Below are 15,297 nucleotides of genomic sequence, written 5' to 3'. Positions count from 1 at the left end.
GCCCAGACGACACCATTCTTCAAGGACGCTCATGACCGGCAGACAAAACCTACTCTACTTCCTCTCCCTGCACCGGACAGGAATCTTCGTATCCCTCATGGCCGCGGCCCTGATCCTCTTCCCCTACATCGAGGACAACCCCTACACCCTGGGCCTGACAAATCTCATCGCCATCAACGCCATCGTGGTCCTGGGCCTGAACCTGTTCATCGGCTATGCCGGACAGATCTCACTCGGTCATGCCGCTTTTTTCGGCCTTGGCGCCTATGGTTCGGCCATTGCCACCGTCACCTACGGGCTGCCCCCCTGGCCATCCATGTTTCTGGTCGCGGTGCTGGTGGGCCTGGTCGCCCTGGGCGTGGGCATCCCGGTCCTGCGCCTCTCGGGCCACTATCTGGCCATGGCCACGCTTGGACTGAACTACGTCGTGCACACCATCCTGCTGCAGTGGGACGAGGTCACGGGCGGCCCCAGCGGATTCGCGGGAATCCCCAGCCTGTCCGTGGCTGACGTGGTCTTCGATGATCCGGTCAGCCTGCACTATCTGTTGTGGGGATTCACCATGGCCTGCCTGCTGCTGTGCCTCAATCTGGTGCGCAGCGGCGTAGGCCGGGGCCTGGCCGCCCTGGCCGGAGACGAGACGGCGGCAGCGAGCCTGGGCGTCGATACCCGCGCCGCCAAGGTCAAGGTCTTCGTGCTTTCGGCCGTGCTCGCATCCCTGGCCGGGAGCCTTTTCGCCCACTGCTATTCCTACGTGAGCCCGGACACCTTTGGCATCTTCACCTCGACGGACATGGTCATCATGGTCGTGGTCGGCGGGATGGGCTCCATCTGGGGTTCGGTTTTCGGCGCGGCATTTCTGACCTTGCTCCCGGAATGGATGGAGGTCTTCGACACCTACAAGGATTTCGTGCACGGAGGCATTCTGGTGCTTGTTCTCATGTTTCTGCCGCAGGGCCTGATCACGGGCCTGACCGACATGATCCGGGTGCGGCTCGCCCTGTGGAGGCGCGACCATGCTGCGGCTTGACGGTCTGAGCAAATTTTTCGGAGGCCTGCCCGCACTGCAGAACGTTTGCATCAGCGTGCCCGCCGGACAGCTGACAGCCCTCATCGGCCCCAACGGCGCAGGCAAGAGCACGCTCATCAACTGCATGACCGGCGTGCTCTCCCCCTCAAGCGGGTCCATACGCTTCATGGACCAGGAAATCGCGGGGCTGCCGGCCCACCGCATCACGCGTCTCGGCATCCACCGCACTTTTCAGAACCTGCGTCTTTTCCCGCGTCTCTCGGTGCTGGACAACGTGCTGACCGGCCTGACCTGCGAAGGTGGCGAGTCCATGTTCATGGCCATGCTGCGCCTGCCCTATCTGCGGCATCGCGAGCGGCAGCTGCGGCTGCGGGCGCTTGAGGCAATGGATCAGTTCGGACTGGCCGACAAGGCCAACTGGCCCGCCGGAGTGCTGGCCTACGGTGACAAGAAACGGGTCGAGCTGGCGCGGGCCATTGTCGGCAAGCCCAAACTGCTCCTTCTCGACGAGCCCGTGGCCGGCCTCAACGCAGAAGAAACGGCGGCCGTGGGCGATCAGCTCAAGAACCTGCGCCGCGCAGGACACACCATTTTACTGGTCGAACACGACATGGACCTGGTCATGAACATCGCGGATCTGGTGGTGGTGCTGGACAGCGGCTGCTGCATCGCCACGGGCACGGCTGACGAAGTCCGCCGCAACCCGCTGGTGCTCGAAGCCTATCTTGGAAGAATGGAGGCCACGGCCTGATGCTGACCATAAAAAATCTGACGGCGCATTACGGAGCTGCCCAGGCCCTGTTCGGAATCGACATGGAGGTCGCGGCCGGGCAGACCGTGGCTCTGGTGGGGGCCAACGGCGCGGGCAAGAGCACCCTGCTCAAATGCGTGATGGGCCTGGTCAAGCCTACCGGCGGAGAGATCCTCCTCGACGGCAAGACCGTTACCGGCTCAAGCCCCGCGCGCATGGTCCGCCACGGACTGGCCCTGTCCCCCGAAGGGCGAGAGGTGTTCGCCCAGCTCTCGGTGCTGGAGAACCTGCAGCTCGGCGCGATCCCCTTGAGCCTGGCCAAGGCCGAGGAAACCCGGCGCATGGAAGAGATCTTCACCCGCTTTCCAAAGCTCAAGGAACGACGGCAGCAACTGGCCGGAACCCTGTCCGGCGGCGAACAGCAAATGCTGGCCATGGGCCGGGCGCTGATGGCGGCGCCCCGCCTGCTGCTTCTGGACGAACCCAGCCTGGGCCTGGCTCCTCTCATCACGGACGAAATCTTTTCCATTATCCACCAGCTCGCCCGGGCCGGCACGACCATCTTCATCGTCGAACAGAACGCCGCCCGCGCGCTGTCCGCCTCGGACACGGCCTATCTTCTGGCCGGGGGCCGCATCGTCGAGCAGGGCCAGAGCCGCGACCTGCTCCTGGACCCGTCCCTGCGCGCCGCCTTTCTGGGCGCGGCCAGTCACGACAACCCTTCCGCCAGCCGCCTTGGTGCGGCCGGGCTGACCAATATCCGTTTGGAGAAACCTCCCATGCACAAAAACTTCATGCCCTCCTTTAACTCTACGGAAGAACTCAAGACCCATCAGCTGCAAGGACTCAAATGGACGGTACGCCATGCCTTCGAAGGCTCCCCTGCCTACCGCGCCAAGCTGGAGGCGGCCGGGATCACGCCCGATTCGATCCAGAGCCTGGACGACCTGCAGCGCCTGCCCTTCACTACCACCGATGATCTGCGCGACGGCTATCCCTTCCCCTTGAGGAGCGTGCCCTTCGAGCAGCTGGTACGCGTGCATGCCAGCTCCGGCACCACGGGCAAGCGCAAGGTGCTCTGCTACACGCAAAAGGATCTCGACGACTGGACCGACATGTTCGCCCGCTGCTACCAGAGCGCGGGCGTCAATTCCCTGGACCGGGTTCAGATCGCCGTGGGCTACGGAGTCTGGACGGCGGGCATGGGCTTTCAGCTCGGCTGCGAGAAGGTCGGCGCCATGGCCGTGCCGGTGGGGCCCGGCAACATCGACATGCACATCCAGTTCCTGCTCGATTTCCAGTCCACGGTCTTCTGCTCCACGGCCTCCATGGCACTGCTCATGGCCGAAGAAATCCACAAGCGCGGCATCGCGGACAAGATCGCGGTCAGAAAGATCATCTACGGCTCCGAACGCTCCAGCCGATCCATGCGCAAGAAGATCTCCGAGCTCTTCGGCGGGGCCGAACTTTTCGACATCACCGGCCTGACCGAACTCTACGGCCCGGGCGCGGGCATCGAATGCTCCGATCACGACTGCATCCATTACTGGAGCGACTACTACCTGATGGAGATCCTCGATCCCCAGACGCTAAAGCCGCTGCCCGACGGCGAATGGGGAGAGATGGTCATCACCACCCTGTGCAAGGAGGGTTCGCCGCTGATCCGCTACCGCACCCGCGACATCACGCGCATCATCCCCGATGCCTGCACCTGCGGCAGCATCATGCCCAGGCATTCGCGCATCAAGGGCCGCTCCGACGACACCATCAAGTTCAGAGGCGTGAACATCTACCCCAGTTCCATTGACACCATCCTTTCGGCGGTGCCCGGCCTTGGCTCGGAATATCAGATCCACCTGACCCGGGACGACGGAGGGCGTGACAATCTGCGCCTCGTCATCGAACGCGCCGAAGGCGTGCCTTCGGGCCGAAGCCCCGAACTGGCGCATGAGGCTGGACATCAGATAAAGAAGCAGCTCATGGTCACGGTGGACCTCGAGCTGGTCGACTACGGCAGTCTGCCCCGTTCGGAACGCAAGAGCCAGCGGGTTTTCGACAGCCGGATTCAGGACGAGATCGTTTGATTCTGACAGGCCGCCCCAAAACGGCGATCTGCTGTGCCAACTTTTGAATTTTCAAGGCAGTCAGTTAAGACCGGGCCATCACGGCATCAATCAATCTGAAGAGGAGAAAATGACATGCGCAAGATTTTCGGTTTTCTAAGCTGTCTCATGCTGCTGGCTTCCCCGGTTCTGGCCGAGGACACCATCAAGCTGGGCGCGTTTTTCGACCTGTCGGGCCGGGCGTCTTTCATCGGCACTCCCAGCAAGCTTGTCGCCGAGATGCTCGTCGACAAGATCAACGCCGAAGGCGGGATCGGCGGCAGGAAGATCGAGCTGATCATCGCCGATACCGAAGGCGATCCGGCAAAATCCGCCAACATCGCCACCAAGTTCATCTTCAAGGACAAGGTCGTGGCCCTGGTCGGCCCGACTCTGACCGACACGGGCATGAACGTGAAGAAAATTGTCCACTCCGCCAAGATCCCCGTCGTCATGACCGTCGGCGGAGACCCGGTCATCATGGGCGGCAAGTTCGGCCCCTTTGATTGGATCTTCAAATCGCCCCAGCGCTCCAAGATCGCGGTCGAGCGCCTTTTCACCTATTTGAAAGACAAGGGCCTGACCAAGGTCGCCCTGCTTTCGGCCGATGACGGCTTCGGCAAGGACGGCCTGCGCTGGATGGAAGAGCTGGCTCCGACTTTCGGCATTGAAATGCTGATCAAGGAGTCCTTCGGCGCCCGCGACACGGACATGACCGCACAGCTGACCAAGGCCAAGAACGCAGGTCCCCAGGCCCTCATCGTCTGGACCACCGGTCCGGCCGGCGTCATCAGCGCCAAGAACGTGGCCCAGCTCGGCATCGACCTGCCCCTCTTCCAGTGCCACGGCCTGCCCGATCCCAAGTACATAGAGCTGGCCGGCCCGGCGAGCGAAGGCAATCGCATGCCCGCCACCAAGCTTATGGTCGTGGACGAACTGCCTGACACGGACCCGCAGAAGGCCGTAATCCAGGAATTCGTCAAGCTCTACATCGAGAAGGGCTATGACAAGCAGTTCCCCATCAATACCCACTCAGGCTACGCTTGGGACGCCATCATGCTCATCGCCAAGGCCATCGAGAAGGCCGGCACCGAACCCGAAGCCCTGCGCGCGGCCATTGAGAGCACGCAGAATTACGTAGGCATCTCGGGCATCTATAACCTGACCCCCGAAGACCACAACGGTCTGGACGTGGACTCCATGGTCATGGTTCAGGTCAAGGACGGCAAGTTCGTTCTGGCGGATTGATCGATCCTGCGCCATGAGAGCAGAAAAGCCTCTCCTTCACGGGGGAGGCTTTTTTTTTTGGAGGGGATCGGGAGGAATGGTCATTGGAAACGGGGATGCCCCCATATTTGATCGAGCTCACGTTACCTGATCGGGGCCGCCTCATGGCCGCAGATGTTTCAGGTCGGAGACGAAACGTTGCGCGTCTGACCCTAAATGGATATTTACATGTGACACCCAAACCCTTCGACAGGAAGAAAAATGAAAGAAATCAGCAAACTGCTTGATAACAACAAGATATGGGCCCAGAAAGTAGAAAAGAACATTCCCGGCTTCTTCCGCAAGCTGGAAAACCAGCACAAGCCCAAGTTCCTGTGGATAGGCTGCTCCGACAGCCGCGTGCCCGCTGACCAGCTCATAGGCGTCATGCCCGGCGAAGTCTTCGTGCACCGCAACATCTCCAACCAGGTCATAAATACCGACATAAACCTGATGTGCGTCCTGCAGTACGCCATCGACGTGCTCAAGGTGAAGCACATCATCGTCTGCGGTCATTACGGCTGCGGAGGCATCGACGCGGTCATGAAGGATCAGACCCCTGGCCTTTTGGCCCATTGGCTGGAAAACGTGCACGACCTGATGGAACGCAAGGGGCGGCCGAACCTCGATGACATGTGCGAACTCAACGTCAAGCTGCAGATCCGCAATCTGGCCCTGAACAGCATCGTTCGCAAGGCGTGGCAGCGTGGCCGCAACCTCTACCTGCATGGCTGGATCTATTCCGTGTCCAACGGCCTGATCCACGATCTGTGCATCACGCGCGGCCCGGACAAGCAGGAAAAAGAAGACATTGAAGCGGCGCTGCTTCTAAAACAACAGGGAACGCTGTAATGAATAAACTGATCCTGGTGGCGATTTCCGTCTGCATGACGCTGTGGGGCTGCGTGCATTCGCCAGAAGGGCATTCCAGCCGCGATTCGCTGGATTGGGCCGGAATTTACGCCGGCATCCTGCCCTGCGCCGACTGCCCCGGCATTCACACCACCATGACCTTGAACCCGGACCAGACCTATGTACGTGTGACACGTTACGAAGAGAGGAAGGACGGGACCTTTGAGCAGAAGGGCGTGTTTTCCTGGAGTCCGGACGGATCCGCCATTATCCTGGACGATGAAAAGTCCCCTGCCTACAAGGTTGGGGAAAACGCCCTGTTTCACCTCGACATGGCCGGTCAGGTCATCATCGGCGATCTGGCCGAGAGCTACGTGCTGCGCAAGCAGCCCGCCATGCCTTTGGACCTGACGGGCAAATGCATTCTGGACACCCGCTGGAGACTGGTGGAACTTTTTGGAAAACCCGTGGCAGAGAATACGCGCTTTCCATTCATACTCCTCGATGCCCAGGCGGGGCGCATTTCGGGTTTCGGGGGGTGCAACAGTATCAGCGGCTCCTACGAACTCAAGGCCGGCAAGCGAATCCGATTCACGAACATGGCCAGCACCATGATGGCCTGTCCTGACATGGACACGGAACAGGAGTTCTTCAATGTGCTGGCCATGACGGACAATTTCGCCTGCAACGGAAAAACTCTTTTCCTGCACAAGGCGCGCATGGCTCCCTTGGCCAGATTCGAGGCCGTTCCCTGACCCTCTGATACCAGGGTTCCTCATGGAGCCCTGGATTTTCAGCTCCAATGCGCCTTTTTGCTTGCTCTGTTCCCACGATCTTCCTATTTGTTCGCCCATGCCAGAAAACAGCCCCATTCGTTTGAACAAATTTCTTGCCGATGCCGGCATGGCCTCCCGTCGCGGAGCAGACGCCCTGATCCAGGGCGGACGAGTCTGCGTGAACGGACTCATCCAGCGCGAGCCCGGGACCAGGGTCATACCCGGCCAGGATACGGTGCTCCTTGACGGCGCCCCGATCTCGGCCAAGCAGGACGCCTCCTGCGCCTATATCATGCTGCACAAGCCCGTGCACACCGTGACCACGGTCAATGACCCACAGGGCCGCAAGACCGTCGTGGATCTGCTGCCCGAAGAGCTTCGCACACAGCGACTCTTTCCCGTGGGACGGCTTGATTACATGTCGGAAGGTCTGCTGCTGCTGACCAATGACGGCGAGGTCACACTGCGCCTGACGCATCCAAGCTACGAGCATCCTAAAAAATATGAAGTGCTGGTGCGCGAGGCGGTGACGGAGAAATCCCTACGCATCATGCGGCAGGGCATGCGCCTGCAGGAAGGGGAACGGCTGGCGCCGGTGGAGGTCGAGACAACGATGGACGCCAATGGGGCAACGCTCATGCGCATGACCCTGCGCCAGGGCGTGAACCGTCAGATCCGCCGCATGTGCCGCGACCTTGGGCTGACCATCCTGCGCCTGCGCCGGGTGGAATTGGGACCGTTGTTCCTGGGTAATCTTGAGCCCGGGAAATGGCGTGCCTTGACGGAGGCCGAAATCCAGACCCTGAAATCAAGCCTTGGTCTGAACTGACCATGGAGACACATGAATAGCCTCGCAAGCAAACCAATTACCGGATTTTTGTGCTCGGTCCTGCTGTTGCTGCTACTGGAGGCGGGAGCGGCCTTGCTGCTCGTGAGCGGGGTCAGCACGGCCGATGACGGCGCGACCCTGCCGCGCATGACCCTCCTTGGAGACCTGCACGGGACTTTTGCCGATCTTGAAGGGAAAAGCGTTGCCTTTGAAGACCTGCAGGGCAAGGTCGTGGTCATCAATCTGTGGGCCACCTGGTGCCCGCCGTGCCGGACGGAGATGCCGTTTCTGGAGAATCTGTGGAAGAATTTTCAGGACGATGACAGGGTCCGGGTGCTCTGCATCAGCAAGGAAACCGCAGCGGAAGTGCGCAAGGACCCTCTGGCTGAATCCCTGACCATGCCCCTGTACGTATTTACCTCGTCCGTGCCGCCGGAACTGGATGCCGAGGCTTTGCCCACGACGTACATATTCAATCGCGAAGGCCGCGTGGTCTTCGCGCATACGGGCATGGCCCAGTGGGATGCGCCGGAGATCGTGGCCTATCTTGATGCCCTGTCCAAAGCGAAGGTCGATTAGGAACGGGTGTGGGCCAGAACCTTGCGAAACGATTCCCGGTTGGAATCCCAGTGCAGATGGGCACCGACATCCTGGGCGTCAAACCAGTAATACGCGATATGCTCCACGGAGAGGACCACCTTCTCGGTTCTTACCCGCGCCAGATAGATGGGCTTGCGCAGCTCGATACGCGCGTCGGGAATGCAGAAGGAGAACTCGGGGATGACCACCTCCAGCTGCTCCTCCGTCAGCGCAACGCCCGTCTCCTCCAGAACTTCACGCAGACAGGCCTCGGTGCAGGGCTCGTCGGGGCCTCGGCCTCCGGTCACGGGTTGCCAGTATTCGTCGTGGCGATGGGTAACGGGGCAGCGCAGCAGCAGAAATCGGTCTTCCAGATCGTTGTAAAGCCAGCATTCGATACTGTATTTTATCATGGGACAACTCTTTTGCACCACCGCCAGCCCCAGTCAAGTAAAACAAGCCCCAGTCGAGCAGGGATGCGCCGATGAGCTTCGCGACCCTTGCGGAATATGGCCGCGACTATTGTGTCATCGACACGCACAATCTCTTCGTAGGCACCACCCTTGAGGATGAAATCCTGCTTCTTGGAGCGGACGACGGAATTTTTTCCACCATCGCCCGGGAGTGCTCGCGCTTCGGCCTGGAGCTGGAACACGGCCGCAAGCTTTCGTCCTATTCAGGGGGTGAGCAGAGCATCATCTGCTGCCTGCTGCTCATGAACCTGCTGCCCAAGGAAAAGCTTTCCATCCTTCTGGTCCATGTGCTCGAGACCCTGTCCCCCCGCAATCGAGACCTGCTTCTGGACAGATTCACCGCCCTGCTTCCGGCCGCCTCGCTTTCATCCCTGACGGAAAAAGGACCCAAACTCGTGACCGACCATGCTTGAACTCGCCGCACAAACCTTTCCTGTCACGCATGCAGGGCTGAACTTCGTCCTCGACCGCCCTCTTGAATTGCCGCAGCACAGCTGCCTTTATCTGAGCGGGGACAACGGCGCGGGCAAGAGCACCTTTCTGGAGCATGTCCTCATCCCGAACCTGCGCAGGAAACACAGCCTGCTCTATCTGGCCCAGGACATGGACCTGCAGCAGAACACCATCCGCACCACCCTGGCGCTGCTCGGGCACGATGTCCCCGAAACCCTGGCGGACATGACCGTGGCCTGGGTCAGGACCAGCGGATGCCGGGAAATCATCATCCTCGATGAATTCGACAAATACGTCAGCGACGAGCAGATGCAGGCCCTGAACCTGCCCGGGTTCAGCTGGGTCATACAAGTCTCGCATCTGCCGCGCCGTGAGATATGCACCGAATTTCCCCACGGCTTCGAACTGGTCTTCGACCGACAGCAGGGAAAGAACGTAACCTTGAGGCTCACACAGTTATGGCCACGTTGAAGCTGCTCGTTATCTTCGGTCTGCTCGGAACCTATTTCCGGTTTTTCGTCTTCGGGGCCGGGTATGAGCAGGTGGATTTGCAGGCCGGGCTGCTGCTTGCTTTCCTGGCTGTCAGCATCTGGAGGAATGGCCTTAGGGGAACCATGCAGGCCGTGTGGTTCATCCTGCCCTTTGTGCTGTCCCTGACCCTTTTCGGTGCGATTTTTCAGTGGGCCGAGCTGCTTGGTCGCAACGACTGGATTCATGATTCGCTCATAAAGGCCGTGGTCTTTCCCAACTCCTTCCTGGCAGTGAAGCTCGGCCTTGAAGCCATCACCTTCCGCGATCTCGTCCATCTTCCGCTCGGCGCGGGGGGGCGACGCAACGCCATCGTCTTGAAGGCCGTGATGGAAAAATGTACTCCGCTGCTACACCGTTACCGCTTTTTCATGGACCTGACCCCGCATTTCGAAGGCCGCCGCGGAGCCAGGTTCCAGCGGCTCTGCGCGGTCATCGTGGCCGCCTACATCAGCATTTACAGCCATGCCGAAAAGACCCAGGCCCTGTTTGACCACCGCACACTACATCTGAGGAAAGAAAAATGAAAAATATCAAGATCGCCGCCCTGTCCATCGTGGCCCTGACCTGTCTGACCACCCTCTTCGTACGCATCCCGCTGCCAAGCCGGGGGTATTTCAACGTGGGAGATGTGGCCGTGGTCTTCGGCGGACTGGTCCTTGGCTTCATGAATCCGAAACAGGGAGTGGTATGGGCGCTGGCCGCGTGCGGCATCGGTTCGGCCCTGGCCGACATTCTGGGCGGATTCGCGGTCTTCGCCCCCCTGACGCTCGTCGCCAAGGGCGCGGAAGGCGCGCTGGCCGCCGTGGCCGCAAGCAGGGTCGGAGTCGCTCGCTACATCATGCTCGGCCTTGGTGGACTGGCCATGGTCGGAGCGTACTTCATCGGCGAGGTGATGATGCCCAACATCGGTCTGCAGGGCGCGGTGGCGGAGATTCTGCCCAACGTGATCCAGGCCGCGGGCGGCGCATTAGGCGGCATGTTCGCGGCCACGGCACTCAAGAAGACGGGAATGATCTGATTTTGTCCTACTCGGCAGCGACGTCCCGGAGCAAAACATGGGCCGGGTCGTCGCTATCGGGCCTAGAAAGTTCCTCGCCCTGCCCCGACTCCTGCTTTCGCAATTTGTATGCTCATTGCACGTAAAGCTATCTATCGTTGACTTTTCAAAAACAAAAAAAAGCAAAACCGCGGGCCGCCACCAGGCAGACCGCGGTTTTGCGTTTGGAGGGAGAATTCTATCGTTTTTCGTGCACTTCCCAGTCCGCCACTTCACCATCTTCCACTTCTTCCCAGCCGCTGAACATGGCCGAGATGTGGCTGGTCAGGGTGTGCCCGGTGGTGGTCATGTAGACGTGGATTATGATGAAAGCCAGGATGGCGAAGGCACAGGCCAGGTGGATCAGCGCCAGCAGGCGCAGGTCCAGGAAGGTCAGGTCCCAGATGGCCCAGTCGTTGTAGAGCCAGTAGAGAAGGCCCGTGCCCATCTGCAGCGTCAGCAGGATCGCCGTGAGGCCAAGGTAGGTCAGCCGCTGCAGGGGATTGTGCTTGGCTTGTTTGGACTTCTTGACCGGGTGGGGAAGGCCTTTGAAAATGCCCGATGAATAGTAGCCTATGACCTCGAAGAGCTTCTTGGTGGTAGGGATGTACTGCCGCCATTCACCCGTGGTCACGACCCAGAAGACGATGAAGATGAAGAGGATGACCCAGGTCAGGCCAAGGTAGTTGTGGTACTCCACCGCTTTCTGAAAACCGAAGAGCGTGAAGGCGCCATGAACCTCGAAGCCGGTCAAGAGGAGCAGGAAAATGAGCAGGGACTGCACCCAATGCCAGAACCGCTCGAATCGCGTGTACAGGTAGATTTTCTTTTTTGTGCTCATGTCATTACTCCTTGCGACGTCCGACGCTGCTCAAGAAACGCCCCAGTCCGTGCAGCACGACACCCAGGGCCGAGGCCGCAACCATGGCCCAACCGCCCATGTTCAGCAGTTGCACCGAATCGCGGCCAGGCATGTAGAAGCCTTCGAGGTGTTCGAGCCTGCCGCCCTTGGCATGACATTCCACACAGGCCACGGCCTGTTCCTTGGGCGCGACCATGTGGGTAATGGGAAACACGTATTCCGTATCCACGAAATCATATTCGCCGCTGTAGGGAAGTTCGTTGTATTCCTGTCCGATTGCGATGGCCCTGTTCCAGTCGGAGTCGGCCCAATAGGCGCCCGATCCCTTGGGGCCGAAGAGCTTGGGGATGACCATGGTCTTGTTGACCTTGTCGTAAGGGGTCTTGCCGGTGTGCACCTTGAAAGGGAAGATGCGCGAATTGGGGTCGCTGATGTCGCCAATGGGCCAGGAAACACGCACCGTGGAGGACGGATCGATCACGTCCCGGGCCGTGGTGCCCCGGATGGAACCGTTGAACCATTCGTAACGCGGAACCATGTTCTTGCCCCAGATGAAGGAGCCTTTCTTGGGATCGTAATCGGACTTGCCGAACTCGTCCTTCTTCACTTCCCGTTTCTTGTCCCCGGCCGCGGACCAGTCCCAATGCATCTTGGTCGGGTTGATGCGGGCATACGTCGGGATGTGGCAGGCCTGACAGGAGACCTTGTCGGTGTGGTCATTGGCCTTCTGGTTCGTCTTGTGCGGCTGGGCCCCGTGGCAGGATTCGCACATGATCTTGGGTGTCAGATCGTCTTCCAGGAGACTCTTGCGTTCCTTGGAAGCCGGAGTGGCATAGATACGGCCGGCGATGTTGTGCGCATTGGTGGTATGGCAGCGGCTGCAGTCGAAGTTCTGACCATCCGTACCCATGTGCACGTCGAGCTGTTTGTTGGGCATGGCCATGGACGAGTCCAGATCACCGTGCTTCACCGCGTCACCGCCGCCTCCGTAAAAATGGCAGGTGCCGCAATTGTCGCGACCCGGCCGGCCCACCGACTGCGCCACAGCGTTGTAATCCGGAGGCAGGAACTCCGTCTTGCCGTCGAACATGGTCGCTTCGGTGACGGGATATCCGGCCTTGGTCGGAAATTTTTTATAGGTGCCGGTCTGCTCGTGGCAGACGAGACAGTCCACCGTTTCGGCCTTGCTGAAATCGAAATTCTTATCCTTCCACCCGTAGCCGATATGACAGGAAGTGCAGCGAGGCTCGTTGGACCCCACGCTGATGCAGAAATTGTTGACCGAAATTCCGCCCTTGCCCGTATCACCGCTGGGGTCGGCCGGATCCTTCCAGGTCCAGTGAATGGTTTTGTGAAGCTGCATGGCGGCCTGATTGTGGCAGGTCAGGCAGGCCTTGGTCACATCCTCGGGACTCGCGAATTCCTGTTTCAAGATGGGATGTTGAGAGTGGTCGGCGGTGATCCATTTCTGGGCGTCATTCTTGACGGTCTGCCGCGCCAGCGCCCGGCCCGGCGCTTCGCTGTCATCCTCCTGCTGGGCCCAAGATCCAACGGGCCAGAGACAAAAGGCAAGAGCACCGCAAAGGACTGCCTTCCATAACGTCTGATTCATAGTTCCTCCATAAAAACTGAAGTGGAAAACAAGGAGAAATTCATTTCAGACAATTTTGTACCATAAAATACAATTCAGGCAACCCAAGAACTCATTGTTCAAAACAAATCGGACTTAAAACGTCAGAATTATGCCGAAAAAAACAATACACAAACTGATATTGTGAAAAAAATGCAAAGGAAAGGATGGGAATTCAGGCGTAAAAGGCGGGAGCTTTATAAAGAAGGAGCCTAATCTGTTTTGAGCAAAGACTTCAGGCTTGCGTGCAGCGTCGAAGCCTTTTTGGGGCCAAGGCCCGGCAAGGACGCCAGCTCTTCGACCTCGGCGCGGATCATGGCCTCGACCGAACCGAAATGCTCCCATAGGAGCCGGGCGGTTTTGGGACCGACTCCCGACAACTTGTCAAGCTCCGATGAGAGTTGCGCGGCGCGCTTGTGGCGGCGCAGACGGGAGATGATGTAGCGGTGGGCGGTGTCTCGGACATGTTGCAAAAGCAGCATCTCCGGGCTGCCGGGACGAATGGCCAGAGGGTTTTTACGGCCAGGGCGGAATATGACGTCGCCCAGTTCCCCGGCCCGGCGGCTCTCGCCCTTGGCGATGGCGGCCAGAGGAATGTCCACCGCCCCGTTGTCGGCCATGGCTCGCTCCACACTACTCAACTGGCCCTTGCCGCCATCGATCAGGAGCAGGTCCGGCCAGGGCGGGCCGGACTTGAGACGACGGGCGACAAACGAGGCCAGGGCCAGGTAATCATCGGCAGTGCCCTCCAGTTCCGGAAAGGAATACGTGCGGTAGGCGCTCTTCTCCTCGCGGCCGTCAACAAAGACGACCATGCCCACGCGCATGCCTTCGCCCTGGATGTGCGAGGCGTCCACGCACTCGATCCGCTCCACGACCCCGTCCATGCCAAGCGCACGTCCAAGCTCGGCCGGAGTTGTCGTGGTGCGCCGCGTGCGGGTCGCCTGGGCCTTGGCGTTGGTTGCGGCGATATCGACCAGACGCCGCTCCTGATCACCGCGCGCCTTGGCCAAACTCACCCTGCCACCGCGCATGTCGGCCAGGGCGTCTTCCAGGGCCGGGTCCAGAGCGCCAAAAGCCGTGATGATCCGGGACGGAATGAAACGCTCGGGCGTGTAGTACTGCATGGAAAACGAGTCCGTAAGACGGGTCTGGTCTTCGGGCGTCTCCACCGACGCATCCGGAAACCAGAAGCTCTGGCCGTCAATGATGCGTCCCTGGCGCACAAAGACTATGGCCAGAGCCGCGCCGTTCTCGTTGCCATGCACGCCGATGACATCCAGATCGCGCCCGTCGGAGAGCACTGCCGCCTGACGCTCCACGGTTTCACGCAGGGCGCGGATGCTGTCCCGAAGCCGGGCCGCGCCCTCGAAATCAAGGGCATCGGCCAGGGTCATCATCTGGGTTTGCAGCCCGGCCATCAGTTCGTCGGATTTTCCAGACAGGAAAAGCTCGACCCTGCGCACGACCTGTCGGTAGTCCTCTTCGGAGACGGGCAGGCAGCACGGCCCGAGACAACGCCCGATGTGGTACTGCAGGCAGGGCCGGGTGCGGTTTGCAAAGACCGTGTCCCGGCATTTGCGCAACGGGAAAAGGCGATCAATGACCCGTTTGGTTTCGCGCGCGGCAAGGGCAGAGGTGAAAGGGCCGAAAAAGACGGATCCGTCGCGCAGCACCTTGCGGGTCAAACGCAGGGCCGGAAACGGATGATTCCTGGACAGGCAGAAAAGGACGTACTCCTTGTCGTCGCGCAGGACGATGTTGTATTTCGGACGGTGCTTCTTGATCAGGCTCGCCTCAAGCAGCAACGCCTCCTTTTCCGTGGCCGTGCACAGATAGTCGATAGTCTCAACCCTTGGCATCATGATCCGCACCTTGGGCGGCATGCGATGGTCCGGCTGAAAGTAGGATGCCAGGCGACGGCGCAGATGCTTGGCCTTGCCCACATAAATGATTCTGCCCGCGGCGTTCTTCATCAGATACACGCCCGGGCAGGTGGGAAAAGTCGGCAGGATTTCGCGGGAGATCATCTGCGGCGTTTGCGCGGCGGGCGCTTCCGGGGCGGCCGGCCCTGCTGTCCCCGGGAATCCGTGCGCAGGGCCTGGGGATTTTCGGCTTCGACTTCAC

The 15,297-nt window shown here is 60.1% G+C and carries 16 protein-coding genes; 12 read left to right on the top strand and 4 right to left on the bottom strand.

What is annotated here, in order from left to right; genetic code table 11:
• Positions 1–31 precede the first annotated feature (31 nt).
• The 8 genes from CVU60_16050 to CVU60_16015 all read left to right on the top strand — a co-directional run bounded on the left by CVU60_16050 (position 32) and on the right by CVU60_16015 (position 8,185).
• On the top strand, positions 32–1,030 hold the full coding sequence (locus CVU60_16050) for a branched-chain amino acid ABC transporter permease (GenBank protein ID PKN40348.1): 999 nt from the start codon (positions 32–34) through the stop codon (positions 1,028–1,030).
• A complete protein-coding gene (gene livG, locus CVU60_16045) occupies positions 1,017–1,781 on the top strand; it encodes a high-affinity branched-chain amino acid ABC transporter ATP-binding protein LivG (protein ID PKN40347.1) in 765 nt (254 codons plus the stop codon). The genes CVU60_16050 and livG overlap by 14 nt, the downstream gene beginning before the upstream one ends.
• Entirely contained in the window at positions 1,781–3,865 is a 2,085-nt protein-coding gene (locus tag CVU60_16040; protein PKN40346.1) for an ABC transporter, read from the top strand. The genes livG and CVU60_16040 overlap by 1 nt, the downstream gene beginning before the upstream one ends.
• Before the next feature lie 114 nt (positions 3,866–3,979).
• Positions 3,980–5,131 (top strand): ABC transporter substrate-binding protein, encoded by a 1,152-nt coding sequence (locus tag CVU60_16035; protein ID PKN40345.1) that lies wholly within the window; start codon positions 3,980–3,982, stop codon positions 5,129–5,131.
• 240 nt (positions 5,132–5,371) lie between these two features.
• Positions 5,372–6,001, top strand: coding sequence for a carbonic anhydrase (locus tag CVU60_16030; protein ID PKN40344.1), 630 nt, complete (start codon positions 5,372–5,374; stop codon positions 5,999–6,001).
• Entirely contained in the window at positions 6,001–6,756 is a 756-nt protein-coding gene (locus CVU60_16025; GenBank protein ID PKN40343.1) for a hypothetical protein, read from the top strand. The genes CVU60_16030 and CVU60_16025 overlap by 1 nt, the downstream gene beginning before the upstream one ends.
• A gap of 97 nt (positions 6,757–6,853) precedes the next feature.
• On the top strand, positions 6,854–7,606 hold the full coding sequence (locus tag CVU60_16020) for a pseudouridine synthase (protein ID PKN40415.1): 753 nt from the start codon (positions 6,854–6,856) through the stop codon (positions 7,604–7,606).
• A gap of 12 nt (positions 7,607–7,618) precedes the next feature.
• Entirely contained in the window at positions 7,619–8,185 is a 567-nt protein-coding gene (locus CVU60_16015) for a hypothetical protein (GenBank protein ID PKN40342.1), read from the top strand.
• On the opposite strand, the gene CVU60_16010 is transcribed toward CVU60_16015, so the two are convergent.
• Positions 8,182–8,598 (bottom strand): hypothetical protein, encoded by a 417-nt coding sequence (locus CVU60_16010; protein PKN40341.1) that lies wholly within the window; start codon positions 8,596–8,598, stop codon positions 8,182–8,184. The two genes, CVU60_16015 and CVU60_16010, sit on opposite strands and share 4 nt — an antisense overlap.
• Positions 8,599–8,669: 71 nt before the next feature.
• Between CVU60_16010 and CVU60_16005 the strand changes: the two genes are divergently transcribed.
• The 4 genes from CVU60_16005 to CVU60_15990 are packed head-to-tail and all read left to right on the top strand — an operon-like array spanning position 8,670 to position 10,660.
• The gene (locus CVU60_16005) at positions 8,670–9,071 is read left to right on the top strand and encodes a hypothetical protein (GenBank protein ID PKN40340.1); all 402 of its coding nucleotides are present in this window, start codon (positions 8,670–8,672) and stop codon (positions 9,069–9,071) included.
• Positions 9,064–9,582 carry a hypothetical protein gene (locus CVU60_16000; protein PKN40339.1) on the top strand — a complete coding sequence of 173 codons (519 nt, stop codon included), beginning with the start codon at positions 9,064–9,066 and terminating at the stop codon, positions 9,580–9,582. Before CVU60_16005 ends, CVU60_16000 begins: the two co-directional genes overlap by 8 nt.
• Positions 9,570–10,166, top strand: a complete 597-nt coding sequence (locus tag CVU60_15995; GenBank protein ID PKN40338.1) for a hypothetical protein — start codon at positions 9,570–9,572, stop codon at positions 10,164–10,166. Before CVU60_16000 ends, CVU60_15995 begins: the two co-directional genes overlap by 13 nt.
• A complete protein-coding gene (locus CVU60_15990; GenBank protein PKN40337.1) occupies positions 10,163–10,660 on the top strand; it encodes a hypothetical protein in 498 nt (165 codons plus the stop codon). Before CVU60_15995 ends, CVU60_15990 begins: the two co-directional genes overlap by 4 nt.
• A gap of 217 nt (positions 10,661–10,877) precedes the next feature.
• Here CVU60_15990 and CVU60_15985 read toward each other — a convergent pair whose 3' ends face one another.
• The 3 genes from CVU60_15985 to uvrC form a co-directional block, all read right to left on the bottom strand.
• The gene (locus tag CVU60_15985) at positions 10,878–11,519 is read right to left on the bottom strand and encodes a cytochrome B (GenBank protein ID PKN40336.1); all 642 of its coding nucleotides are present in this window, start codon (positions 11,517–11,519) and stop codon (positions 10,878–10,880) included.
• 4 nt (positions 11,520–11,523) lie between these two features.
• A complete protein-coding gene (locus tag CVU60_15980) occupies positions 11,524–13,152 on the bottom strand; it encodes a cytochrome C (GenBank protein PKN40335.1) in 1,629 nt (542 codons plus the stop codon).
• Between the two features lie 230 nt (positions 13,153–13,382).
• The gene (gene uvrC / locus CVU60_15975) at positions 13,383–15,200 is read right to left on the bottom strand and encodes an excinuclease ABC subunit C (GenBank protein ID PKN40334.1); all 1,818 of its coding nucleotides are present in this window, start codon (positions 15,198–15,200) and stop codon (positions 13,383–13,385) included.
• Positions 15,201–15,297 lie beyond the last annotated feature (97 nt).

Source organism: Deltaproteobacteria bacterium HGW-Deltaproteobacteria-18, assembly GCA_002841885.1.
Classification (GTDB): Bacteria; Desulfobacterota; Desulfovibrionia; order Desulfovibrionales; family Desulfomicrobiaceae; genus Desulfomicrobium.
This window is presented reverse-complemented; position numbering and strand designations above follow the sequence as displayed.